20 protein-coding genes are annotated in these 25,639 nt (G+C 61.2%); 8 read left to right on the plus strand and 12 right to left on the minus strand.

The genetic code is table 11. From position 1 onward, the window contains the following. Positions 1–38 precede the first annotated feature (38 nt). A complete protein-coding gene (locus tag C0V73_RS17255; RefSeq protein ID WP_102021210.1) occupies positions 39–629 on the minus strand; it encodes a nitroreductase family protein in 591 nt (196 codons plus the stop codon). A 275-nt stretch (positions 630–904) separates the two neighbouring features. Here C0V73_RS17255 and C0V73_RS17260 point away from each other — a divergent pair, with 275 nt between their 5' ends. The 8 genes from C0V73_RS17260 (at position 905) to C0V73_RS17295 (ending at position 8,752) form a co-directional block, all read left to right on the plus strand. Further along, the gene (locus C0V73_RS17260) at positions 905–2,185 is read left to right on the plus strand and encodes a polyhydroxyalkanoate depolymerase (protein ID WP_102021211.1); all 1,281 of its coding nucleotides are present in this window, start codon (positions 905–907) and stop codon (positions 2,183–2,185) included. A 144-nt stretch (positions 2,186–2,329) separates the two neighbouring features. After that, a complete protein-coding gene (locus C0V73_RS17265) occupies positions 2,330–2,761 on the plus strand; it encodes a DUF2852 domain-containing protein (protein WP_102021291.1) in 432 nt (143 codons plus the stop codon). Positions 2,762–2,858: 97 nt separating this feature from the next. Further along, complete coding sequence (locus tag C0V73_RS17270; protein WP_102021212.1) at positions 2,859–3,617, plus strand: SprT family zinc-dependent metalloprotease; 759 nt, start codon at positions 2,859–2,861, stop codon at positions 3,615–3,617. 72 nt (positions 3,618–3,689) lie between these two features. Next, positions 3,690–4,364, plus strand: coding sequence for a phosphoribosylanthranilate isomerase (locus C0V73_RS17275; protein WP_102021292.1), 675 nt, complete (start codon positions 3,690–3,692; stop codon positions 4,362–4,364). After that, positions 4,361–5,581, plus strand: coding sequence for a tryptophan synthase subunit beta (gene trpB, locus C0V73_RS17280; protein WP_102021213.1), 1,221 nt, complete (start codon positions 4,361–4,363; stop codon positions 5,579–5,581). Before C0V73_RS17275 ends, trpB begins: the two co-directional genes overlap by 4 nt. 2 nt (positions 5,582–5,583) lie before the next feature. Further along, positions 5,584–6,423, plus strand: coding sequence for a tryptophan synthase subunit alpha (gene trpA, locus C0V73_RS17285; RefSeq protein WP_102021214.1), 840 nt, complete (start codon positions 5,584–5,586; stop codon positions 6,421–6,423). A gap of 38 nt (positions 6,424–6,461) precedes the next feature. Further along, a complete protein-coding gene (accD, locus tag C0V73_RS17290; RefSeq protein ID WP_102021215.1) occupies positions 6,462–7,370 on the plus strand; it encodes an acetyl-CoA carboxylase, carboxyltransferase subunit beta in 909 nt (302 codons plus the stop codon). Positions 7,371–7,411: 41 nt separating this feature from the next. Beyond that, positions 7,412–8,752 (plus strand): folylpolyglutamate synthase/dihydrofolate synthase family protein, encoded by a 1,341-nt coding sequence (locus C0V73_RS17295; RefSeq protein WP_172450212.1) that lies wholly within the window; start codon positions 7,412–7,414, stop codon positions 8,750–8,752. A gap of 52 nt (positions 8,753–8,804) precedes the next feature. On the opposite strand, the gene trxA is transcribed toward C0V73_RS17295, so the two are convergent. The 11 genes from trxA to C0V73_RS17355 form a co-directional block, all read right to left on the minus strand. Continuing rightward, positions 8,805–9,125 (minus strand): thioredoxin, encoded by a 321-nt coding sequence (trxA, locus tag C0V73_RS17300; RefSeq protein WP_006724193.1) that lies wholly within the window; start codon positions 9,123–9,125, stop codon positions 8,805–8,807. 75 nt (positions 9,126–9,200) lie between these two features. Then, positions 9,201–12,758 (minus strand): double-strand break repair helicase AddA, encoded by a 3,558-nt coding sequence (gene addA, locus C0V73_RS17305; protein WP_102021216.1) that lies wholly within the window; start codon positions 12,756–12,758, stop codon positions 9,201–9,203. After that, on the minus strand, positions 12,751–15,939 hold the full coding sequence (gene addB, locus C0V73_RS17310; RefSeq protein ID WP_102021217.1) for a double-strand break repair protein AddB: 3,189 nt from the start codon (positions 15,937–15,939) through the stop codon (positions 12,751–12,753). The genes addA and addB overlap by 8 nt, the downstream gene beginning before the upstream one ends. A gap of 1 nt (position 15,940) precedes the next feature. Continuing rightward, a complete protein-coding gene (locus tag C0V73_RS17315; RefSeq protein WP_102021218.1) occupies positions 15,941–16,675 on the minus strand; it encodes a nucleotidyltransferase family protein in 735 nt (244 codons plus the stop codon). 5 nt (positions 16,676–16,680) lie between these two features. Beyond that, the gene (tsaE, locus tag C0V73_RS17320; RefSeq protein WP_102021219.1) at positions 16,681–18,210 is read right to left on the minus strand and encodes a tRNA (adenosine(37)-N6)-threonylcarbamoyltransferase complex ATPase subunit type 1 TsaE; all 1,530 of its coding nucleotides are present in this window, start codon (positions 18,208–18,210) and stop codon (positions 16,681–16,683) included. Continuing rightward, positions 18,207–20,750: a PAS domain-containing sensor histidine kinase gene (locus C0V73_RS17325; protein WP_102021220.1), complete on the minus strand. Its 2,544-nt coding sequence runs from the start codon at positions 20,748–20,750 to the stop codon at positions 18,207–18,209. The genes tsaE and C0V73_RS17325 overlap by 4 nt, the downstream gene beginning before the upstream one ends. A 240-nt stretch (positions 20,751–20,990) precedes the next feature. Further along, positions 20,991–22,388 carry an adenosylhomocysteinase gene (ahcY, locus tag C0V73_RS17335; RefSeq protein WP_102021221.1) on the minus strand — a complete coding sequence of 466 codons (1,398 nt, stop codon included), beginning with the start codon at positions 22,386–22,388 and terminating at the stop codon, positions 20,991–20,993. 161 nt (positions 22,389–22,549) lie between these two features. Beyond that, positions 22,550–22,828 carry an HPr family phosphocarrier protein gene (locus C0V73_RS17340; protein WP_172450213.1) on the minus strand — a complete coding sequence of 93 codons (279 nt, stop codon included), beginning with the start codon at positions 22,826–22,828 and terminating at the stop codon, positions 22,550–22,552. Positions 22,829–22,832: 4 nt separating this feature from the next. Next, entirely contained in the window at positions 22,833–23,234 is a 402-nt protein-coding gene (locus C0V73_RS17345) for a PTS sugar transporter subunit IIA (protein WP_102021222.1), read from the minus strand. A 117-nt stretch (positions 23,235–23,351) separates the two neighbouring features. After that, positions 23,352–23,810 (minus strand): serine kinase, encoded by a 459-nt coding sequence (locus C0V73_RS17350; protein WP_102021223.1) that lies wholly within the window; start codon positions 23,808–23,810, stop codon positions 23,352–23,354. Beyond that, positions 23,807–25,588, minus strand: coding sequence for a sensor histidine kinase (locus C0V73_RS17355; protein WP_102021224.1), 1,782 nt, complete (start codon positions 25,586–25,588; stop codon positions 23,807–23,809). Before C0V73_RS17355 ends, C0V73_RS17350 begins: the two co-directional genes overlap by 4 nt. Positions 25,589–25,639 lie beyond the last annotated feature (51 nt).

Here is a 25,639-nt window from a genome sequence, read left to right on the forward strand (position 1 = left end):
AATGGTTAACGTGATTCACGTGAAACCAGACGCGTCTTTCAGAACTGCCCCTCGAGAGCGACTTCCGACAGCGGCTTACGGTCGTTTGGCGTTTCGCGAGAACGCAGGCCCTCGGGCAGGTCTTCCTTGTCGCCGAGCTTCCCAATCGCAACGGCCGCATTGATATGGAAACCTTCAGGTGCTCCAAGCTCGGAGAGCGCACGGTCGAAGCTGAAGCCGGTCATGGCATGCGCGAAGTAACCCGACTTGATGGCCTGCAGGGAGAGAAGTCCCCACGCGGCACCCGCGTCGAAGCTGTGGCTGCGGTACGCCTTAGGCTCAGAACCGTCGGCAGGGCGGCTCAGCGTATCGGAGAAGATGAAGACCAGAGCCGAGGCGTTCTTGGCCCAGCCCTGGTTGAACTCGATCAGAATGTCGAGAAACTTGTCGAACTCAGGCGTGCCCTTGAGGGCATAGATAAAGCGCCAGGGCTGGTAGTTGAACGCAGACGGTGCCCAGTGAGCCGCCTCAAGGATGGTCAGCAGGTCTTCTTTCGGCATGGTGCTTCCGTCGAAAGCACGCGGAGACCATCGATCGAGGAAGATCGGATCGACATTGTACTCGGACTTACGGTGATTGCTGGTGGTCATGGTGTTCCTTCACTTATGTCTTGGGACGACGGATGGAACAAACATCAATTCGCAAGCCTCGGAAAGGGTAGAGGCTGCAATTTCAGGTGAACTCTGCGGTCATTGATTAACCGCGTCGCGGGGAGGGAACCTTAAGCCTTTTCGAACATCATCCGAAGTCTAGGGGCTTTCCGTGACGCCAGCCGAGGAAAAATCCGGGCTTTTGCGTTGCACAAAGTCTGTTAGTGTAGCGAATGAACTCGGACCTCTCGGTCTGGTACAAAGGTACAGAACCCATGTTCTATCAGCTCTACGAACTGAACCACGCAGTCATGGCGCCTTTCCGGGCAACCGCCGACGCAATGAACCTCGCCTGGAAAAATCCGTTGAACCCCTGGTCGCACACAGTCGTGGGGCGCTCCTTCTCCGCAGGCTTCGAAGTTTTTGAGCGCGTCACGCGCCGCTACGGCAAGCCAGCCTTCGGTCTTCCGACAACCACGGTCGATGGTGAGAGCGTGAAGGTCGAGGAAGAGATCGTCTGGCGCAAGCCCTTCTGTGATATGATCCACTTCAAGCGGCATCTGCCGGCCGGTGCCGAAAAAGGCCCGCGCATCCTGATCGTCGCCCCGATGTCCGGCCACTATGCCACATTGCTGCGCGGCACAGTCGAGGCGCTGCTGCCGAGTGCTGACATCTATATCAGTGACTGGATCGACGCCCGGATGGTTCCCGTGACCGAGGGCGACTTCGATCTCGACGATTACATCGACTACGTCATCGACATGCTTCACCATCTCGGCCCCGACACCCACGTCGTTGCCGTCTGTCAGCCCTCCGTGCCCGTGCTTGCCGCCGTAGCCGTCATGGAGGCCGATGGAGACACCTGTGCCCCGGCATCGATGACGCTCATGGGCGGCCCGATCGACACGCGCATCAACCCGACAGCGGTCAATCAGCTCGCGCAGGACAAGCCGCTCGAATGGTTCCGCGACAACGTCATCATGCAGGTCCCGTGGCCGCAGCCCGGTGTCATGCGCGCCGTCTATCCTGGCTTCCTGCAGCTCTCGGGCTTCATGTCGATGAACCTTGATCGGCACATGATCGCCCACAAGGAATTCTACATGCACCTCGTCAAGAACGACGGGGACTCGGCCGAGAAGCATCGTGACTTCTACGACGAATATCTGGCAGTCATGGACCTGACCGCGGAATTCTATCTGCAGACGGTCGATACCGTCTTCATCAAGCATGCGCTTCCCAAGGGGGAGATGATGCACCGGACGAAGCGCGTCGATACCACGGCGATCCGCAATGTCGCGCTCCTGACCGTGGAAGGAGAAAACGACGACATCTCCGGCGTTGGCCAGACGAAGGCCGCGCAGACGATCTGCACGAATATTCCGGAGCATATGCGCATGCATTACATGCAGCCGGATGTCGGGCACTACGGTGTGTTCAACGGTTCACGGTTCCGCCGCGAGATCGCTCCGCGCATCGTCCAGTTCGCCAAGACCCACGGCAAAGGCCAGAAGGCGACACCCGTCAAGCGCGTCATCAAGGGCGGAAAGGCTCTCTGATACTTTCGGCATTTCGAATTTAAGCAGCGGATTCAGTCGGTTCTCCGATTGGGTCCGCTTCTTTCTTGAAGGGCAGGGTTGCATTTCCCACATCGAAACCATCGGACGGCATTCCGTCGTCCGCGCAAAACGAGGTTATCGATGATGAACCAGTCAGCACTGCTTCGGCCGGATTGGACTCCGGCAACCGTCGCCTTGATGGTAGTCGGCTTCATGGTCTTCTGGCCGCTCGGTCTGGCCATGCTTGCCTACATCCTGTTCGGTGAGAAGTTCCAGAGCTTCAAGCGGGAAGCCAACCAGAAGGCGGATAGTGCCTTCGCCTGGTGCCGCTCCAACAGCTACACTGCGCCTGCCTCCACCGGCAACGTCGCTTTCGACGACTGGCGCAAGACCGAACTTGAGCGTCTCGATGCAGAACGTCGCCGTCTCGATGAAATGCGCGCCGAATTCGACAACTACGCCCGCGAACTGCGCCGGGCGAAGGACCAGGAAGAATTCGACCGCTTCATGCGCGACCGTCAGCAGATGAAGACGTCAGGCGAATCCGCTCCGACCCAGGGCTTCACCGGCAACTGATCTGCCGGGTGCTCACGTGACGAGACCGAGGTCGGCGCTATTGCGCCGGCCTTTTTTTGATCAGCGACCCGCGCACGAATCGGCTAGAACACGGACCATGTTTCCCCTGCTGAAAAAGCTGAAACCACTCAGAGAACCAGCAATCCAGCTGGAGCGAGCCGTCGCCGTCAATGGCCGGTCGATCCCGCTGACAATTCGCAGGAACAGCCGCGCAACCCGTATCACGCTCAGGATCGAGCCAGGCGGGCGCGCCTTGAAGATGACCATCCCCCATGGTTTGCGCGAACGGGACATTGATGACTTCCTCGACCGGCACCAGGGGTGGCTCAGCACCAAGCTGAAGCGCCAGAAGTCGGTCGGCAGCATCGAGGACGGCGGAGAGATCCTGCTCCGCGGCATTCCCCATCGGATCGTCCACACCGGACAGCTGCGGGGTCTCACCCAGTCAATCGACAGCGAGATCGGCCATGTCCTGAGCGTCAGCGGGCTTGAAGATCACCTGCCAAGGCGTGTCGCCGACTTCCTGAAGAAGGAAGCGCGTCGCGATCTGGAGCGTCTGGTCGAGTTTCATGCCAAAAATGTCGGTAAGCCGGTCAAGAGTATGACCCTCAAGGACACCCGCAGCCGCTGGGGGTCCTGTTCCTGGGATGGGAAGCTCAGCTTCTCCTGGCGCATCGTCATGGCGCCGCCTCTCGTCATTGATTATCTCGCTGCCCACGAAGTTGCGCACCTGCGTGAGATGAACCACGGCCCGGACTTCTGGGCACTCTGCCGCAAGCTCTGCCCCGAGATGGATGAGGCCAAGGCATGGCTGAAGCGGCATGGCTCGACACTACACGCCATCGACTTTGCCTGAGCGACCCGCGACCTTTCAGCCTTTGTCGCAAATTGGCTCGACTCTTTTTTGATTTCGTGCGACTTCGCTGCCATGAGACCAGATATCAAGATCTGCGGACTGAAGACGCCGGAGGCTGTCGATCGTGCGGCCGAACGTGGCGCGAGCCATATTGGCTTCATCTTTTTCGAAAAAAGCCCGCGCAACATTGAGCCCGATATCGCAGGAACGCTCGCCGATCGCGTTCGCGGCCGGGTCAAAAGCGTCGCAGTGACCGTTGATGCGGACAATGATGATCTCGACGAGATTATTGCGCTGATGCGTCCTGATATTCTGCAGTTCCATGGCCATGAGAGCCCGGAACGCCTGTTGACTGTCAAGGCCGTAACGGGCCTGCCGATCATGAAGGCATTTTCCATCCGCGATGCCGATGACCTGAGGCGCATAGAGCCCTATATCGGTATTGCCGATCGTTTTCTCTTCGACGCCAAACCGCCTTTGGGTTCCGATTTGCCCGGCGGCAACGGCGTGACCTTCGATTGGCGCCTGCTGCGCTCGCTTGACGACAGCGTCGATTACATGCTTTCCGGAGGTCTGAACAAGGCCAACATCGCAGAGGCCCTGCGGGAAACCGGAGCCCGTGCAATCGACGTATCCTCCGGCGTGGAGTCCGCGCCGGGCGTCAAGGATCTGCAGATTATGGATGAGTTTTTTGCGGCCGTCGCCGAGGCAAGTCGTGCGCAGCCGGTTTCAGGGAGTGTCAAGTGAACCAGTCACCCAAACCCAATTCCTTCCGTGAAGGTCCAGACGAAGACGGCCGCTTCGGCATCTTTGGCGGCCGTTTCGTGGCCGAGACGCTGATGCCGCTCATCCTGGAGCTGCAGGCAGAATGGGAAAAGGCAAAGACGGATCCGGAATTCCAGGCCGAGCTGGCGCATCTCAATACCCATTACACCGGCCGTCCGAGCCCGCTCTATTTCGCAGAGCGCCTGACGGAAGAACTCGGTGGCGCGAAGATCTACTTCAAGCGCGATGAGCTGAACCACACCGGTTCGCACAAGATCAACAACTGCCTCGGCCAGATCCTGCTCGCCAAGCGCATGGGCAAGACCCGCATTATCGCTGAAACCGGGGCTGGCCAGCACGGTGTGGCCTCTGCCACGGTCGCGGCCCGCTTCGGCATCCCTTGCGTCGTCTACATGGGCGCGACCGATGTCGAGCGCCAGGCGCCGAACGTTTTCCGCATGAAGCTCCTCGGCGCCGAGGTGAAGCCGGTAACGGCGGGTCACGGCACGCTGAAGGATGCCATGAACGAGGCATTGCGCGACTGGGTCACCAATGTCGACGACACCTATTACATGATCGGCACCGCTGCCGGCCCGCATCCCTATCCGGAAATGGTCCGCGACTTCCAGTCGGTGATTGGCCGGGAAACCCGCGAGCAGATGCTTGCCGCCGAAGGCCGTCTGCCGGACATGCTGATTGCCGCTGTTGGCGGTGGCTCGAACGCGATCGGCCTTTTCCATCCGTTTCTCGACGACGAAAGCGTCCGCATAGTCGGCGTCGAAGCCGGTGGCAAGGGTCTTGAAGGTGAGGAGCATTGCGCCTCGCTGACCGCAGGCACGCCCGGCGTCCTGCATGGCAACCGCACCTATCTGCTGCAGGATGGTGATGGCCAGATCAAGGAAGGTCATTCGATCTCAGCCGGCCTCGACTATCCTGGCATCGGCCCGGAGCACTCCTGGCTGAAGGATATGGGCCGTGTCGAATACGTTCCGATCAGGGACGATGAGGCACTCGCCGCGTTCCAGCTGCTGACACGCACCGAGGGCATCATCCCGGCGCTCGAGCCGAGCCATGCGCTCGCTGAAGTCATCAAGCGCGCGCCCAAGATGGACAAGGACCAGATCATCGTGATGAACCTCTGCGGCCGCGGCGACAAGGACATCTTCACTGTCGGCAAGATTCTCGGTATGGGGCTCTGATCATGACTGCGCGTATGGACCAACGTTTTGCTGCCCTGAAGGCAGAAGGCCGCCCGGCTCTCGTCACCTATTTCATGGGTGGCGACCCGGACTACGATACGTCGCTCGCGATCATGAAGGCCCTGCCTGAGGCTGGCGCCGACGTTATCGAGCTCGGCATGCCCTTCTCGGATCCCATGGCTGACGGCCCGGCGATCCAGCTTGCCGGCCAGCGTGCCCTCAAGGCCGGCCAGACGCTCGTGCGCACGCTCGATCTCGCGCGTGAATTCCGCAAGACGGACAACGAAACGCCGATCGTCATGATGGGCTATTACAACCCGATCTACGTCTATGGCGTCGAGCGCTTTCTCGATGACGCTCTGGCTGCCGGCATCGACGGCCTGATCGTCGTCGATCTGCCGCCGGAAATGGACGACGAACTCTGCATCCCGGCCCGCAGCCGCGATATCAACTTCATCCGTCTGGCGACCCCGACCACCGACGACAAACGTCTTCCGACCGTTCTCAAGAACACCTCGGGCTTCGTCTATTACGTCTCGATGAACGGGATCACCGGTTCGTCGCTGCCGGATCCCTCGCGTGTTGCCGGTGCCGTCCAGCGCATCAAGGCGCACACGGACCTGCCGATCTGCGTCGGCTTTGGCGTCAAGACCGCCGAGCACGCGCGTCTGATCGGCGCCAATGCCGATGGCGTCGTGGTCGGGACCGCGATCGTCAATCAGGTTGCCACCAACCTCACAGCCGATGGAAAAGCGACGGCGGATACGGTTCAGGCCGTTGCCACGCTGGTGCGCGGACTGGCAAGCGGCGTGCGTTCCGCACGTCTTGCTGCCGCCGAATAAGCACCCCATATGGGCTCGAAACATCAGGAGTAAGCCGCGTGAACTGGATCACCAACTATGTGCGCCCGCGCATCAATTCCATGCTGGGTCGCCGCGAAGTTCCGGAAAACCTCTGGATCAAGTGCCCGGAAACGGGCGAGATGGTCTTCCACAAGGACCTGGAAGAGAACAAGTGGGTGATCCCGGCCTCCGGCTATCACATGAAGATGCCGGCCAAGGCGCGTCTGACCGATCTCTTCGACGGTGGCCAGTTTGAAGCCTTGCAGCAGCCGAAGGTGGCGCAGGATCCGCTGAAGTTCCGCGATTCCAAGAAGTACACCGATCGCCTGAGGGATAGCCGCGTCAAGACCGACCAGGAAGACACGATCGTCGCGGGCGTCGGCACTGTACAGGGCCTGAAACTCGTGGCCGTTGTGCACGAGTTCAACTTCATGGGCGGTTCGCTCGGCATTGCCGCTGGCGAAGCGATTGTGAAGGCCTTCGAGCGCGCCATTAAGGAAAAGTGCCCGCTCGTCATGTTCCCGGCCTCGGGTGGTGCCCGCATGCAGGAGGGTATCCTCTCGCTCATGCAGCTTCCACGCACGACGGTTGCCGTTGACATGCTGAAGGAAGCTGGCCAGCCCTACATCGTCGTCCTCACCAACCCGACCACGGGCGGTGTGACGGCATCTTACGCCATGCTGGGCGATCTCCACATTGCAGAACCCGGCGCCGAGATCTGCTTCGCCGGCAAGCGCGTTATCGAACAGACGATCCGCGAAAAACTGCCGGAAGGCTTCCAGACCTCGGAATACCTGCTGGAACACGGCATGGTCGACATGGTCGTCAAGCGTCACGACATTCCGGACACGCTGGCGCGCGTCCTGAAGATCATGACCAAGCGCCCTGCAAACGACACGGCGGTTCCGGCCAACGTGACGAAGCCGGTCGCCAAGGCCTCGGCCTGAGCCTTGCTTCCCCTTGAGCCCGCGGCAGCGGAACGAGTGTCATGACAGACCCCATCGTCAGCCAGGCCGATGCCGAGATCGAAAAGCTCATGGGGCTGCACCCCAAGGGCTATGATCTTTCGCTCGACCGCATCCGGCGCCTCCTTGAGGTTCTGGGCAATCCGCATCTGAAGCTGCCGCCGGTCATTCATGTGGCCGGCACCAATGGCAAGGGTTCGGCCACCGCCTTCTGCCGTGCGCTTCTGGAAGCGCAGGGCCTCTCTGTTCACGTCCACACCTCGCCGCATCTGGTGCGCTGGCATGAGCGCTATCGTATCGGCGTCAAGGGTGGTCGTGGGCAGATCGTCGACGATGCGCTCTTCGCCGATGCTCTGCGCCGTGTTGCCGAGGCCAATGGCGGCCAGCCTATCACCGTCTTCGAGATCCTGACGGCGGTCACCTTCATTCTCTTCTCCGAGCAGCCTGCAGACGTCGTCGTGCTTGAGGTCGGTCTCGGTGGGCGTTTCGATGCCACGAATGTCGTCGAAAATCCGGCTGTGTGCATCGTTCAGCCCATCTCGCTCGATCATCAAGCCTATCTTGGCGACCGCGTCGAGCTGATTGCCGCCGAGAAGGCCGGCATCATGAAGCGCGGTATTCCCGTGGTCATCGGCCATCAGGAATTCGACGGCGCCAAGGATGTGCTGATCAGCACCGCTGAGCGCCTCGGCTGTCCGCTGGCGGTCTTCGCCCAGGATTTCCTGGCTTATGAAGAATTTGGTCGCCTCGTTTATCAGGACGAGTTCGGTCTGATGGATCTGCCGCTGCCGCGCCTTCCCGGTCGCCACCAGATCGGCAATGCCGCAACGGCCATCCGCGCCGTGAAGGCAGCCGGCTATTCGGTGACGGAAGAGATCGCTGAAAAGGCGATGCTCTCAGTGGAATGGCCGGGCCGCCTGCAAAGGCTCACCGAGGGCCGCCTGGTAGAACATGCGCCTGAGGGCTCGGAGATCTGGCTTGACGGTGGTCACAATCCGGGTGCGGGCGAAGTGATTGCCGAGGCCATGGCCGCCATGGAAGAACGCCAGGCTCGGCCGCTGCATCTGGTCATCGGCATGATCAACACCAAGGACCCGATCGGCTTCTTCCGTGCCTTCGTCGATATCGCCCACAACGTCTATACCGTCCCGATACATGGCTCCGACGTTGGCCTCGACCCAGTGGCGCTCGCCCAGTCCGCAGCAGAGGCCGGACTGAAGGCGGTTCCGATGGGATCGCTGGCCCAGGCTTTGGATGCCATCCGTGAACGCAGCGAAGGCGGTGTTCCGCCGCGCATCATGATCGGCGGCTCGCTCTATCTCGCGGGCAATGTGCTCGCCGAAAACGGCACCATCCCCACATAAAAAAAGCCCGGCGAGAACCGGGCTTTTTCTTTGGTCATCAATGACGTGAGGCTTATGCAGCGCCGGCGATCCAGCTGGACAGCGCGGTCTTCGGTGCGGCACCCACCTTGATGTCAGCCACTTCGCCACCCTTGAAGACAGCAAGCGTCGGGATCGAGCGAACGCCGAACTGGGCAGCCAGTTCCGGGTTTTCATCGATGTTGAGCTTGGCGATCTTCACCTTGCCGGCGAGTTCGTTGGAGATTTCTTCGAGGCTCGGGGCAATCATCTTGCACGGGCCGCACCATTCAGCCCAGAAATCCACGACAACCGGTTCGGAAGCGTTGAGAACCTCGGCCTGGAAATTGGACTTGTCGACTTTAACGGTAGCCATGGGGCTCTCCCTTCAGAAATACGGAATTGACTAGATATGTGATGCCGCACGGCAGCAATTTCAATATGCGGTATCTCACGATGTTTCGAGGTCGGCAAGGGACCGCTGAAGAAGGCTGTCATCGAGGGGAATGAGGCTGCCGTTTTCGGTGTAGATCAACCAGCATTCGACTTGTTTGCCGGGATAAAGCGGCTGCAGGATCTCGCGGTAGATGGCGAGCTGTACCCGATGGGAGAGGGGCGCCTGTGCAGCCTCCAATGGAGGATTCCGGTTCGTCTTGTAGTCCGCGATGATGACCCGGTCGGGAAGCACTGTCATCCGGTCAATCCGCCCTGAAACAGCGCGCAGTTCACCCTTCAGCCGCATCGTTCCCATGACGGAAACTTCCGCTCGACTGCCGACGCTGAAAAGCGGGCCCAGGCTTTCGTCCTCCAGAACGGACATGACCGTCGAGACGAGCCTCTCCCGCTGCTCTGCGGTCCAGAACCGTGCGGCGCGGTTGGCATAGCGCTCGGCCGCCGTTCTCTGCTCCGAGGCTGGAAGGATTGGAAGGTTCTGTAGCAAGCGGTGGATGAGGCGTCCGCGCTGGAGGGCGAGATCGGCCTTCTCCGTCGTTGCAAAGAGGGCCGATGCCGTCAGCACATCCTCGTCGTCATCCACGACGATGCTGCCCGCGCCCGAAGGGCTCAAGGGTCGCGGCAGGCTGACTGGTGGCGGCAGCGGTTTCCAGAGCGTAGAGGGGAGGCTGTGGCTTTCTTCATTTTCGGTGTTCTCGGCGATTACCGGCAGATCCTGCTCAGCCTCGCCCAAGGACCAGCGCATCCCGGTCCAGCTACCGTCCGGCCCTTGAAACTCCATGGGGCGTGAGCGGATTTCATCCGAACTGAGCGCATGAGAGATCATTTTGTGCCAGATCTCGCCAGTGTCCTGCACGCCGCGATAGCCCGCCACGATCAGGCGATCTGCCGCGCGCGTCATCGCGACATAGAGCAGGCGGCGATACTCCTCTTCTGCCTGGCCCTTGCGCTTGTCCATGTCGCCTGCGGAGATCGAATTTCCGAGCGCCTTGGTCGGAACCCAGATCGGCAAGGCCCCGCCGTCGGGACTCTCGAGGATCCGGAGTTTGGCCACATGGTTGGAATTGAACGGCTTTGATCCACCATCGATGAGGAAGACGATTGGCGCCTCAAGCCCCTTCGAGGCATGCACCGTCATGATCCGGACTTCATTGCGCTCCTTGTCCTGCTCGCGCTTGACCTCCGGCGCCTCCATTTCCAGCGTCGAGACGAAGGACTGCAGGCCCGGCAGCCCGCTGGTTTCGAAGGACAGGGCAAAGGTCAGGAATTCGTCCAGGATATCGCTGACTTCGGAGCCGAGACGGCCCAGATAGGCCCGTCGACCGCCGTGAACGCTGAGCACGCGCGCATAGAAATCATGCACGGAGTATTCCCGCGCCTGCTCCAGAAACAGGCGAAGCAGATCGGACGTTCGCTTCCACGCCGCATCCGTCTCGGCCTGCGCCGCCAATCGGTCCCAGAGGCTTTGCCCCTCCGGCCGCTCGGCCGCCAGTTCCATCAGGGCGTCTTCGCTATGGTTGAAGAGGGGACTTTTCAGAAGGGACGCCAAGGAGAGGTCGTCGCCGGGTAGCAGCAGGAATCGCCCAAGTGCCAACAGGTCCTGCACCGCGATGTGACTGGTCAACTTCAGACGGTCGGCGCCGGCGACCGGTACATTGTAGGGACGCTTCAGAGAGCGGGTCAGTGCATTGACGAAACCGTCGCGTTTGCGGACGAGAACGAGAATGTCGCCCGGGCGGATCAGCCGCTTGTTGCCCTTCTCGATGATCGTCTCGCGGCCGACGATCTGGCTGATCTGGTGCGCCACGCGCCGTGCAAGAATGGCGGATGGCGCGCTTTCCGGCGTGGCGTCGAAAGGCGCGGTCCAGTCTTCGTCTTTCTCCTGCTTCTCGGCAGCGATCATGTCCCAGACGTCAACGGTACCGGGATGACCGATGCGGCTGGATTGATGCACGACGTCGGCGCCGGCAGCACTCAGGCCCCGATTGTTTTCCGAGAAACTGAAGACCTGGTCGACAGCGGCGAGCACGGATTGCGTCGATCGGAAGGAGAGCGGCAGACGCACCGTGTTGAAGCTCTGCCCACTCTCGGTTACGGCCCGTTCTGTCTGGCTTGCCTCCTGAGAGAACTGCTCTGGTCGTGCGCCCTGGAAGGAATAGATCGACTGCTTCTCGTCCCCCACGGCAAAGAAGGTTCGGATCTCCGGCCGAGCGCTCAAGCCGGTGAAAAAGTCCTCTCGGAGCGACCGGATCACGTCCCATTGCACGGGGCTTGTATCCTGTGCTTCATCGACGAGGATATGGTCGATACCCTGGTCCAGCTTGTAATGGACCCAGGCGCCAACATCGCCTCGCGTCAGCAGCCGGGCGGTGCGCACGATCAGATCCTCGAAATCGAGCTGCGAGCGCCGCCTCTTCAACTCCTCGTAGTCGGTGTCGAGACGCACGGCCAGCGTCAGCGCCGAACGCGTCGCCTCATACATACGGAAGATCCGCAGCCGGTCCCGCATGGCGACCACATGATCGCGGGCCGCGATGACAGCATCCTTGAGATCAGGCGCAACCTTGGTCATGGCGGCGGCAATCAGGGAACTGTCGGCCTTTGGGGCTTCCTGCGCGGTCAGGAAGGCCTGGTCGAGCAGCTTCGCACGCTCCAGCGGCTCCGTCTCCACCAGCGCCCGCTCCAGCACTTCCGCGACCGTGCGCACCTTCTCGCCGCCCTTTTCGAGCGCGAGCTGGATGTAACGGCTGAAATTGCCACCCGAAAGGCCGGCAAGCGGCCAGTATTCCTCGGCGCGACTGATCTCGCTTTCGAGCGGGCCAATACCAAGGCCTTTCCGCAGGGCGGCATCGAGACCACCGGTCCGTTCTGCGCGCAGTCTGAAGTCGCGGATCGCGTGTCTGTTGGCTACGGTGTCGGCGATGAGTGCTTCGAGCCCGCTTTCATCCGCAATGCTCAGCACCTGGGAAAAGGCTTCCGCCAGGCTGGCGTCGTTTTCCGTCGATGTCGCCGTCAGCAGCAATCGCCGCGCCTCGGCAAGGACGGTCACGGCCGCCCGATCATCGAGAACATTGAAATGTCCGGCGACGTTTGCCTCTAGCGGAAACTGATGGAGTAGCGCTTCGCAAAAGGCGTGGATCGTCTGGATCTTCAGCCCACCCGGCGTTTCCAGTGCCTTCGCGAACAGTCGGCGTGCAGCCGCAAGCGTGGCGCGATCCGGCTCCTTCTGCTCGATCGCCGCAATCCGCTTGGCCAATTCCCGATCGTCAAGCGTCGCCCACTCCGCGAGCCGCTCGAAGACGCGGTTCGACATTTCGGATGCTGCAGCCTTGGTATAGGTGAGGCAGAGAATGGAAGAGGGGCGGGCGCCTGCCAGCAGTAGCCGGATCACCCGCTGCGTCAGCACATGCGTCTTGCCGGAGCCGGCATTGGCCGACACCCAGGCCGACTGGCCGGGATGGGATGCGCGTGATTGGGCAAGCGTCGTCCAGTCGAGCCAGGCGGCGGGATCGCTGCCGGTCGGTAGCTCGTCCAGGGCAAAGCGCTGATCACTCATCGCCGGCTCCTTCCTCGGCTTCCGCCGTCGACCACTCCGCGACACGCGCCAAATGGTCGTATTCGCCGCCATAACTGTTCTGTTCTGCCGGGATCAGGCGGGACACATAACCGCGCTCGCCGCTCTGCAGCGCCTGAACGAAGCGACCGAGCTCGTCGACCGATTGCGTCGCTAGCTCGACGGCCGATTTCTTGCTGTCGCCGCGCGTTGCCATCTCGTTGTTCACCTGATCTGCCGAGAACCGGTCGCCGGGCCTCAGGCGCACGTAAACGAGATTGAGAGGCTTCATGTCGCCGGCAGGCTTGAAAGCGCCTTGAAGAAGGGCCGCCGCTTCTAGCGCCAGCTGTGGATCGAGCAGGCTGCGTGCCTGGTTGGCGCTCGGGTTTAGGCCCGTCTTGTAGTCGATGATATCGGCAAAGCCGCCACCCCTGACATCGATGCGGTCGGCAATCCCGCTGATGGTGATATCGACGGGGCGGAGCAGGACATTGCCGCGCACTTCCGTCAGTGATCGCTTCACTTCCGGTCTGCGCTCGCGTTCCCAGGTGAGGAAGGCCGACGCGACGCTATAGAAGCGCTGCCGCCAGACAATATCGATGTGCAGCGGCAGGGCTTCTGTCAGGAACTCCTCATCCGTGATCCTATGCAGGATATTGATCGCGTCCAGCCGGGCAGGGTCATGATACTCGCGGATAAACCGCTCGACGATCCGGTGGTAGAGTGTTCCGCGCTCGGCCGCTCCCGGATCCTGGTTGAAGGCATCGATTGGATCGAGGCGGAGGATTCGCCGCGCATAGATCGCGTAGGGATCGCGCCGGAAGCGCCCGACCTCGGAAAAGCTGAAGGCGCGCGGCTGGAGTTCGGCGCGCGGCCGTGGCGCAGGCCGCTGTGCCGGCGCCTGGTTTTCGCCCTGGTCGATGAGATCGGCGTAACGGCGATAGATCTGCCCCCGCTGCCGCATCTCGTCTTCAAGCAGCGGCCCCCCCAATGCCATTAGTCGCTGGAGCCAGCGCGAGGCAACCGTCGGTGCCGAACCTTGCCGAAGGGATCGTGAAAAGATCAGCTTGCGGGTGCCGCAGGTCATCTGAAAATCATGGGCCACCTGGCCGATCTGCCGTTCCGGTGGCTCAAGACCTACTTCCGTCTTCATGACGCGCGACAGGAAGGGGTTGTTCTTGGTCTGCCCTGGCCAGCTGCCTTCGTTCATCCCGCCGATCACCATCATGTCGACATTCTGCAGGCGGGCTTCGAGTGTGCCGAAGATGAAGACGCGCGGATGCCGCATGGCGCGCGGCTTGACCGCCTGGCCAGCCATCAGCGCCGTCAGGATATCCACCCATTGCGCGCCGTCCGCCTCGATCTGGCCGTCTGTTTCCAGCACTTCGGCCAGCAGGCGTGCCAGAGCTTCACCCGCTGCATTGCCCCAGAGGCCGGCAAGATCGCCCCGCTCGTCGATGGTGACGGCCTCGAGCACCCGGCCCGTGCGTTCCGCCCAATCGCTGAGCGTCAGTTGCTGAGACAGAACACGTCCGTCGCGCGACCGGACCAGGGATGAGACAAGTGGCTCGACGGCCGCGGTGACTCGTTGCGCAAGTGTCCGTGCGAGTTCGATCTCCTCCGCGCTGATGGATATCCGCCATTGCGGCTTGTGCCGGTCTGCGAGATGCGTCTCCAGCCCTTCGGCGAAGAGCGCTTCCATATCAGCGAGATCGAGGCTTTTGAGACCGCCACGTAGTGCGATTCTTTCGAGGGCGTCAGCCGCCTTGCGCATATCCTCGGCCGAAAATCCGAAACGCGCCAGCGGATGCTTAATCACGGAGACGATCGCAACCGGATCGCCCGGCCGCAGGCAGGCCTCCGCCACCACTTGCGTCAGCATGGCAGCCTGTGTCCCCGTCATCGGCGTACCAGCCGAATCGTCCGCCTCGATCCCGAAGCGGGCAAGCTCCGACATCACCCGCCGCGCCAGAGCACGATCCGGCGTGATGAGCGCCACCCGGCTCTCCGGGTTCTCCGAAGCCTGCTCCAGCCCCAGACGAAGCGCGATGGCGATTGCCGTCGCTTCCTCGCGCTCGTTCGCCGTCTCGATGAGCGCGACCTCGCGGAATGCGTCGAGCACCCTATGATCATCGATACCCCCGCGCCAGGCTTTCCAGGTGTCTGTCGCCTCCGCAGGCGCCATCGCACGGGACAGAAATTCGGCACGGTCTCTAAGAGCCTGCGCAGCGGGTTCCAGCACCTGGACATCAGCGCGCTCAAGCTTCATGTGGCGAAGCAGATGGGCGAGGCCATATTGCGGATGCCCGCGAACGGCCGGGCTCGGTCGTATGAGAGAGATATCCCGATCGTTCAGCTTCAGCCAGTCTTCGTCCGGCATGTCGAGATCGAGCCCCGGTAAAACCACGACCCCTTGGTCGAGTTCTGCAATGGCTGCGATCAATTCAGTCGCTGCCGGGATCGAACCCGTCGAGCCCGCAACGATGACGGGCCCAGCTGCACCCTGTCTGCGAAAACGCTCAGCTTCGGCACGCAGCACGGCATCGCGGTGGCGCGCCGGAGAGGATCGCACCAATTCCTGCAGTCGCGCCGGCCAGAAGCTGGTGGCGATCTTGAGAAACTCCAGAGTCAATTGCCACCAGGACCCGAAGTCGGCGGATTGAAGCTTCTCCAGATCGCTCCAGTCACATCCTTCCGTCTCCGCCGCCTCGATCAGTTCGACGAGTGCCCTGGCCAGCCAGACGGCATCTGCCGGGCTCGCCGGTGCCACAAGCGGCGTATCGGCATGGATCGACCGCACGATCTCCGGCAACTGGTTGCGCCAGGCAAGGATGAGCCGTGCCAGTTCGAGGAGCATCACGGTGCCGCTGACAGGCGGTGCAAGGTCCATCAGCAGGGGCGCATCAAGGTCGAAAAAGCCGCTGTCGTCGTCGGTCTCTCCGAGTGTGCGGATATCGGGAAGGATGGCAGCGCGCCCGCCGAGCAGATCGACGAATTCTGAGCGCAGCACGCGCGCCGCGCGGCGCGTGGGCACGAGCAGCGTCACGCCTGCCAGCGAAAGCGGGTCCGTAGGGTCGTAGCGAAAGCTTTCGGTCAATCGCCCGTCGAGCAGCGCTTCCGTCAGCGTCCTGAGAAAGGGCCGACCTGGAGGGATCGTCAACAGACGCGGCGCCGCGCCCGCCATCTCAGGCGCTCCCGCCGTATCGGGCAACCACGGCTTCGGCAGGTGCTATCGCGTCAGGTGTCCCGACCGTCAGCCATTGTCCCTGAAGCGGTGTGCCGAACAACCGTCCGGCTGAAATCGCACGATCAAAATAGATGTTCAGGTTGAAGGGGCCATCAGGGGCGTCGTGGAGGAGATGCGGCATCAGAGCCAGCGCACCAGCGTAAACGACCGGGTTCGGGGCGTCGGCAACATAGCGGGTGAGCCGCCCGTCTGCCGCCATCGAGAAATCGTTCTTGCCATTGTGGCCTGTGGTGCGTTCCTGATCCACGCAGAGCATGGACATGTCCATGCGCGAGGGATCGAACTGCTGCGCTAGCCGGACAAGATTGCTGGACTCACCCTCCGGCTCGCCAATCCAGAACAGATCGGCATTCATGACCAGCGCTGGCCGGTCTTGCTCGAGCAGCTTGAGACCTTTTGCCAGGCCGCCGCCAGAATCCATCAGCCTGTCTCGCTCATCCGAGATCCGGATCTCCGCGCGCTTCTCTTTTGCGAGATGCGCTTCCATCTGGTCGGCGTGGTGATGGACATTCACCACGATCCTTTCGACGCCCGCCGCAACAAGCGTATCGATCACATAGTCGATCATCGGCTTTCCGCCGATACGAACCAGCGGCTTTGGGGTTGTCTCTGTAATGGGGCGCATCCGCGTACCGAGTCCGGCCGCGAGCACCATGGCTTGCTTGATGATCATTTTGCTCAGGCCGGTGATTCGGGAAGCTCGATTCCAGCCTCTAAGCACCAGTTCCGCAAGGGGGCGAGAACAGGATGCTCAAAAGCCACGTTGAGATGCCAGAGGGTCCGCGGCAGATGGCGCATATAGCCCGGCTTGCCGTCTCGTTCCTTCAGTCGGACCCAGAGCCCGTTCAGCTTGCAGGCTCGCTGCGCCGACATGATCGCCCAACTCTTCAGGAATGCGGCTTCATCGAAGCCCGATATTCTCGACCGCGCGGAAAGATAGTCGGCCATCAATTGATCCATGAGCGGACGCTCGATCGTCACCCGCGCATCCTGAACCAGAGAAACCACATCATAGGCGGCTGGCCCGATCATGGCATCCTGGAAGTCGATCAAACCGACCCTATCATGGCCTTCGCGGTTGCCCCGCCAGATGATGTTGGGCGAGTGGAAGTCACGCATCACAATGGATGTGTCGGCATCCGCCAGTTCGTCGATCAATCGGTCCCAGATGGCGAGATAGCGCGTACGCTCTTCCGTCGTTGCCGGCTTTCCAACGCGTTTCCAGGGCAGGTGCCAATCGAGTAGCAGTTCGACCTCGAATTTCATGGCTGCGCGATCGAAATCCGGGATCCTGTGCCGATGACCGCCCGGGATGACGATTTCGCGTTCGAATGCCGTGTCGTGAATGGCAGCGAGGCAAGCGGCACTGGCGCGGTAGCGCTCCGCGATCGGCTTGCCCTGATGGTCGATCACGCCCTCTTCACCGAGATCTTCGAGAAGCAGGATGCCTGCATCAAGGTCCTGGGCTAGCACTTTCGGCGCCGCAAAACCCCGCTCTCTCAAAGCCTGGCCGATGGCGACGAAGGGCCGGACATCCTCTGCGAGATGCACGAGCTGCGAATACGGTTTCCCGTCGCGAATCGGTGGACCATTCGGCCGTTTGGGCGCATCCATCAGAACAAGACGCGTACCTCCGTCGGCAGGGTAGACATGTTCATAGGCGCGGTTTGAGGCGTCGCCCGTCAGGTGGCGTCTGTGCGCATCCTTGCAGCCGTTTGCGTCGAGGAAGCGTCTGATATCGGCAACGCGGCGCAGCCTTGCCAGTTTCGCCTCCGGAGCCCGGATGGACAGGTCACGCCCACCGTCGGACGCAAATGCGAAACTGATCTCGATCCGGTTCTTCGGTAGCGCGCGGCCTGCTTTGCCGGGCCATTCAACGAGGCAGATGCCCTCGGCCAGGGCCTCCTCCAGTCCGAGTTCGTCGAGCTCGCTCGGATCGGACAGGCGGTAAAGATCGAAATGCGCGACGGGGATCCGCAGCTCGTAGTTCTGCACCAGCGTAAAGGTCGGACTGGGAACGTCCAGATCCGGATCATCCGCAAGGGCTCGGATCAAGGCTCGGCTCAGCGTGGATTTCCCGGCGCCAAGGTCGCCCTCTAGCGCGATGCAATCACCGACCTGAAGCGCGAGAAGCAAATCCTCGCCGAACAGTGCGGTGGCACGGTCGTCGGCGAGGTGGATGGCAAGCGGGGTGGGCTCGGCGCTCATTCGGCGGCGGCGATCATCTGCGGTAGACTAGCAGAGGGGATGCGGCAGTGAACCGTGGTTCCGCGGCCCGGCTCGCTTTCGATCTTCACTTCACCCTTGTGCAGGTTGACGAAGCTCTGGACGATCGAGAGACCAAGACCCGGCCCGCTACGCTTGCCGCCCTTGGCACTCGTCGAGAAGCGGTCAAAGGCCGAGGACACAAGGTCGGCGCTCATGCCGCAGCCGTTGTCACTGACTGAAAAGGCGAAATCATTGGCCTCGCGCCAGCATTTCATCGAGACGACCGAGCCTTCGGGGGCGTAGTTCACGGCATTGGTCAGGATCTTGATGAGGATCTGCTTCAACCGCTGCCGGTCGGCAATCAGATGACCAAGCTGCGCGGGAGCGGCGATCTCCAGCGTCACGCCGCCTTCCTGCAATCGGTCGGTCATCTGCATCGAGACATCGTCGAGAAGATCGCTCAGATCGATTTCCGAATAGTCCAGCTGCATGATCCCGGCATCGACAGTCGCGAGATCGAGGATGTCGTTGACGATGGTCAGCAGGACTGACGAGGAGGTCGAGATATGGTCGATATATTCGGCCTGCCGTTCGTTGAGCGGTCCGATCGTCGGTGTCTTCAGGAGATCGGTGAAGCCGATGATGTTGGTGAGCGGCGAGCGAAGCTCGTAGGAGACGTGCTGGACGAAATCGTTCTTCAGCTCGTCTGCCTTCTGCAGCGCTTCGTTCTTCTCCTTCAGCGCCCGTTCCGCACGAACGCTGTCGGTCATGTTCACGAAGGTGAGCATGGTCTGCGCATTCGGCAGCGGTGTTACGGCATAATCAAGCACCAGGCCGGAATAGAGCTCCAGCGTGCCCTGACTGGACGGACGCTCGTCCTCGAAACTGGTGATCATCTTGCCGAACGCCTTCCAGCCGTCCGGCTTGTCGTAGGACGTCCCGCAGGCAGCTTCGAGCAGGCGGATATGGGTGCCAACAGCGGCCTGCGCTTCGGTGATGCCCCAGAGGGCACGGAAGGCGGGATTGGACAGCTGGATCCGGCCATCTGGGCCAAAAACGGCGACGCCTTCTGATAGGTGGTCGATGGTTTCGCCCTGCACCTGCACGAGGGTGTTGTAACGGGTCTCCAGATTGACCTGTTCCGTCAGGTTCTCGAACACCCAGGTGGCGCCACCCTGCGGATGGGCTGACGCGATCACCCGAAGCGTCTGGCCGTTCGGCAGATGCCAGAGGTCCGTCTGCGTCTCCAGAGCGCGGTAGACGGAAAGGCAATTTTCCTTCCACGCCTTCCAGCTCAGCTGTTCCGGCAGCTTGTGCGCCGCACGAAGCCGATCGAGCAGTTCGGCATGATCGGGACGGCTTTCGAGGAACTTGGCTTCGAGACCCCAAAGCTGCTGGAAAGCCTGATTGTAGAATTGCAGGCGGCGGTCGGCATCGAAAATGGCCACCGGCGTTGCCAGATGGTCCAGCGTGTCGGCATGGCTCTTCAGCGTCCGGGTCAGGTCTTCCCGGAGCGTCTCTGCGGACGAGACGTCGATCGCCATGCCACAGGAGCCCGCCGGACCCCTCACATCGACGACATCGAAAAAGGTCCGAGCGCCACGAACGGCCGTCGAGACGGTATCCTGGAAAGGGGATTCCGGGGTCGCTGAGGCCTTAATCTTTTCCCGGGTGAGGGTGCCCAGAATTTCGCGCCCCTCCTGCACCGCCTGTTGCGGCGAGCTTGCCTCCACGGCGTCGCTATAGGCCTGGTTGACCCAGACCAGGCGGCCTTCGCCGTCGCGCTGCCAGACAGGCTGCTCGATGGAATCGAGAAGCGATTCAAAGGTAGCGATAGAACTACGCAGGCGGTTGCGCTCGATCTTCAGTTCGGCCAGTTCGGCACGCAGGTTGTCGAGGGCAACGAAATGCGCATAAGCGCGACCGCCGTAGAGCTTGCCTTGAACCTCCAGAACTTCACCGCGCTGGGTTTCGACGACGAGGTCGAAGGACTTCGCGTTCAGCCGCAGACCTTCGATGGCGCGTTCGACTTCGCTTGCCGAATGTGGCTTCAGCCAACGGCCGAAAGCCAGAAAGTCCGGGTCCTGCTGGGGAGCACCTGTCTCCGCCGGAAGCTGGCCAAGCAGTTCAGTTTTGCCGTTATGGCCTTCCCAGATCACCGTGCGCCGGTTCTTGTCAGCGATCAGGGTCTGGTACCGAGAGATCTTGTGCTGGCTGTCCGAAAAAGCAGAGCGCAGTTCGCGCACTTCGACATCAAGCCTGTTGCGCTGGCGAAGCAGAACGGCCGCGAAGATCAAGGCTGCAGAGACCGAGCCGAGGAGCACGGCATAACCCGCCACATCGGCGCTGTCGAAGCCGCGCAGCGGAGCCGCAGCGGTCTGGGCATGCGCGAGGCTGGGCGTGATGATGCCCACAAGTGCGCTACCGCAGGTCAGCAAGCGGCGCATGGCTGCAACGGCTGGGCGCTGTGCGACCTTGCGGAGCACCGCGGTTGTCAGGTTTGATGTTGGCCGCCAGAGGCTTGGAAAACCGGCCGTCATAGCCGTATCCCGCTGACGCGGGGTGCGTTGATGTACCGACATTCTCGGTCTGTCTCCGTCTTATTATGTGCCGCATCGTCGACAAGACATCCGTATCCGCGGAGCGCTCGTGCAGTCCACGAATCAAGTTCTAAAACAATACCTTTGATGGATAGGGTCGGGAAGGCCGGGGCCCAAAAAAGAAAGCGGCGCCCTTGTCAAGGCGCCGCCCACTAGATGTAGATATTATCCAGCTATATTTTAATAGCGATAGTGTTCGGACTTGAACGGACCCTGGGTCGTGACGCCGATATAGGCTGCCTGTTCGTCCGAAAGCTGCGTCAGCTTCACGCCGAGCTTTTCGAGGTGCAGACGAGCGACCTTTTCGTCGAGGTGCTTCGGCAGAACATAGACGCCCGGCTTGTATTCGTCGTTCTTCGCAAACAGCTCGATCTGGCCGAGAACCTGGTTGGTAAACGATGCCGACATCACGAAGGACGGGTGGCCAGTTGCGTTGCCGAGGTTCAGCAGGCGGCCTTCCGAGAGAAGGATCATGCGGTTGCCCTTCGGGAACTCGATCATGTCGACCTGCGGCTTGATGTTCGTCCAACGCAGGTTCTTCAGGGAAGCGACCTGGATCTCGTTGTCGAAGTGGCCGATGTTGCCGACGATCGCCATGTCCTTCATCTCGCGCATGTGCTCGATGCGGATGACGTCCTTGTTGCCGGTGGTCGTGATGAAGATGTCGGCCGAGGAAACGACGTCCTCGAGCGTGACAACTTCAAAGCCGTCCATGGCGGCCTGCAGGGCGCAGATCGGGTCGACTTCCGTCACCTTGACGCGGGCGCCGGCACCACGCAGCGAGGCGGCCGAACCCTTGCCGACGTCGCCGTAGCCGCAGACGACGGCAACCTTGCCGGCCATCATCACGTCGGTACCGCGGCGAATGCCGTCAACCAGCGATTCCTTGCAGCCATACTTGTTGTCGAACTTGGACTTTGTGACCGAGTCGTTGACGTTGATGGCCGGGAAGGGGAGGAGGCCCTTCTTGGCGAGTTCGTAAAGGCGGTGCACGCCCGTGGTGGTTTCTTCGGTCACGCCCTTGATGGCATCGCGCTGCTTGGTGAACCAGCCAGGCGTGGCGGCCAGGCGCTTCTTGATCTGCGCGACCAGAATTTCTTCTTCTTCCGACTGCGGGTTCGAAAGAACGTCCTCACCGGCTTCGGCACGGGCGCCAAGCAGGATGTACATGGTGGCGTCGCCACCGTCGTCGAGGATCATGTTGGACAAGCCACCGTCAGTCCACTGGAAGATCTTGTCGGTGTAGTCCCAGTAGTCCGTCAGCGACTCGCCCTTGATCGCGAAGACCGGAATGCCGGCAGCAGCGATTGCCGCAGCAGCATGGTCCTGCGTCGAGAAGATGTTGCAGGATGCCCAACGGACCTCGGCGCCGAGCGCGACAAGGGTCTCGATCAGGACGGCGGTCTGGATCGTCATGTGCAGCGAACCTGTGATGCGCGCACCCTTCAGCGGCTTGCTCGCCCCGAATTCTTCGCGGCAGGCCATCAGGCCCGGCATTTCGGTTTCAGCGATGCTGATTTCCTTGCGGCCAAAATCGGCAAGACCGATATCGGCGATCACATAGTCATGTTTGCTCATGGGGTTCTCCGGCTGGATCCGATCCGATCCGCAATTCATGGCGGATGGACAAACTGGCTCTCCCGCAGATCTGTCTGCAGGGCTTGTCTGTGTTCTAGCAGGGAAAGGCGTCAAACGCAATCTGACATAAAGAAGTCTTTATGTCTTTATGTCGCGATGCTTTACATCTCTTCACCAAAGCGATCGGCGACGAGCGCCGAGAGGGCGTTCATCACATCCTGCGCCTGGTTGCCCGAGGCTGAGACTGAGATGGAGCAGCCGGGGCTGGCAGCCAGCATCATGAGCCCCATAATCGATGTGCCGCCGACGGTGGTGCCGTCTTTCGATACGCTGACTGTCGCGTCAAAGCCGCTGACGGTCTGAACGAACTTGGCCGAGGCCCGGGCGTGGAGGCCGCGCTTGTTGATGATCAGCAGATCACGCGAGATCATGTCGCTCATCGTTTCACTTACCACTCAACACGCGGCTAGCGACATTGATGTATTTCCGTCCGGCTTCCGAAGCCTCTACGAGCGAGCGATCCATGTCGTTATCGCCGCGAACGCCTGCAAGCTTGATCAGCATGGGGAGATTGACCCCGGCGATGACTTCGATGCGACCGGTGTTCATGACAGAGATGGCGAGATTGGAAGGCGTGCCGCCGAACATGTCGGTCAGGATGATGACGCCATGCCCATCATCCGCGCGCAAGACGGCATCGAGAATGTCCTGGCGGCGCTGATCCATGTCATCTTCGGGGCCGATCGAAACGGTCTCGATGAATTTCTGTGGGCCTACGACATGCTCCACCGCGTGGTGAAACTCTTCAGCCAGCTTGCCATGCGTGACAAGCACAAGTCCGATCATTCTTAACTGCCCCTTAGCGCAACTCTCGCCGAATAGCTCAAGATTGGCGTTTCGTCCATCAGTGGGTCGCCATCTTGTCGATCAAAGCGGGAAGTGCAAGCCAAAACAGCGTGTGTTTCATCCACTTGTCTGCAGACTGCGGATCCGTGCGAAGATCAAGCTCAGCGGAAATCTGCTCCACAAGGGCAATCGGATGGCGGGCAGGCGAATGGTGGGAGTGACCTCGGCGACCTCATCGTCGGGCGGAAGCCGGTCCACCTCATCGCCTGATACCGGCAATATCGCGTAGTGAAGATCCGCCTCTGCAACATGAGGGACGGAGACGATGCCGCTGTAGCGCAACTCCATCAGTCCGCGGATCGAACCCGGACCCGCCGCAATGATCGTTTCGCCACGCTGAGACACCAGCACGCGGTCATCCGAGATCAGTGCGCTGGAACAGCCCATCAGCTTGGCCTCTGACAGACAATCGAAAGCAAGGCTCGATTTGCTGCTTCCGGATGGTCCGAGGAAGAGAAGCCCGATGCCATCCACGGTGATAGCCGTCCCGTGGATGTTCTCGGGCGTTTCGCTCATGTGGGGGTGCCCACAGGCAGCGATAGAACGAAGCGAGCGCCGGTGATGCGGCCCGTGGCCGGATCCATCACATTCTCGGCCCTCAACGTGCCGCCATGCGCTTCTGCAATCTGCCGGCTGATCGAAAGACCAAGGCCGGAGTTCTGGCCGAAGCTCTCACCCTCGGGGCGGTCGGTATAAAAGCGCTCGAAGATACGGTCGATATCTTCGGCCTGAATGCCGGGACCGTTGTCCTCGACCTGGATAAGGCATCGGCTCTTGTTGCGTGAAAGCTTGACCAGGATCCGGCCGGTTTCCTCAGGCACGAAGGAACGGGCGTTCTCGATCAGGTTGGTCACGATCTGGCCGAGGCGGAGATCATGCCCGTTGACGAGGAAATTCTGGTTCGAGCCCTGCTTGTGGTCCACCACGCAGTCGATCTTCACTACCTTCTTGCCGCTTCGGATCTCCCGAGAGATATCGACAAGGCTAGAGATCAACACCTCCAGGTCAACCGGCTTGGCATCCGAGCGCGCAAGCTCGGCGTCGAGCCGCGATGCATCCGAGATGTCGCTGATCAGACGGTCGAGGCGGCGAACATCGTGCTGGATGATGTCCATCAGCCGCTGCCGGGATTGATCGGTCTTTGCCAGAGGCAGGGTTTCGACGGCGGAACGAAGGGATGTCAGCGGGTTCTTGAGTTCGTGGCTGACATCGGCAGCAAAGCTCTCGATCGCGTCGATACGATCGTAAAGCGCCGTCGTCATCTCGCGAAGTGCGATCGAGAGGTTTCCGATTTCATCCTGACGGATCGAGAAGTCGGGGATCTCCTCGCGTTCCTTGGCGCCACGGCGAACGCGGATGGCGGCTGCCGAAAGCCTACGCAACGGGTTGGCGATGGTCGAGGACAACAGCAGCGACACGACAATGTTCACCAGGGTCGCCACCCCGAAAACGCGCAGGATGGCGAGGCGTTCTGCATGCACGATCTTGTCGATATCACCGGCCTGCGTGGAGAGCAAAAGCACGCCGAGCACCGCACGTGACCGTTGGACGGGAACCGCCACCGATACGATCAGCTCGCCCTGATCCGTTACGCGAACCACGGCGCCGCGCACACCGGTCAGCGCGTTCATCACCTCCGGATAGATCGAGCCATCTCCGCCCGGCGCTTCGCGGTAAACCGGCAGGTTTCCGGGCTGCAGGATGGTATTGAAGAGGCGCGTGATCCAGTCGGTGAAGCTGGTGGAATCGTTGTCGACTGGCGGCAGGTCGAAGCGCAGCACCTGGCCGCGCGAATAGAGATGCCGGGAATCCAGCAGAAGATTGGCATCGGCATCGAACAGGCGGGCGCGGATCCGCGTCGGCGAGATCAGGCGTCGAAGAACCGGGGCCACGCGTTCCGGATTGATCGGGAACTCCAGGTCTTCGTCGTTCGGAACAGGCGTGATGCTCTGCCCGGCCTGGAGCTCGAGCAGCTTTTCCGGATCGATCGTGATCGAATTCGTATCGACCGAGGCCGAAGCCGAGACGGCTGCAGCGATGATCTCGCCCTGTGTCAGCAGGCTTTCCACGCGGGCATCGATCAGCCCCTCGCGGAACTGGTTGAGATACATGATGCCGCCGACCAGCACGATCAGCGCGGCGAGGTTGAAGAAGACGATTCGGCGTGTCAGGCTCGAGAAGAGCGCGTGGCCGAAGATCCGCCGGATGAGCGTGAAGGGATGGGTGAACAGCCGACGCTGTTCGGAGCCGGATTCCGGCTCCTCCAGATGTCCCTCGTCAACCTGCTGGGTCAAACCTTTACCTTTCGCCCGTCTGCATTGGCCGAAGCGGCCATGACGACGAGA

It is taken from the genome of Rhizobium sp. TH135, from assembly GCF_002855515.1.
Taxonomy (GTDB): Bacteria; Pseudomonadota; Alphaproteobacteria; order Rhizobiales; family Rhizobiaceae; genus Allorhizobium.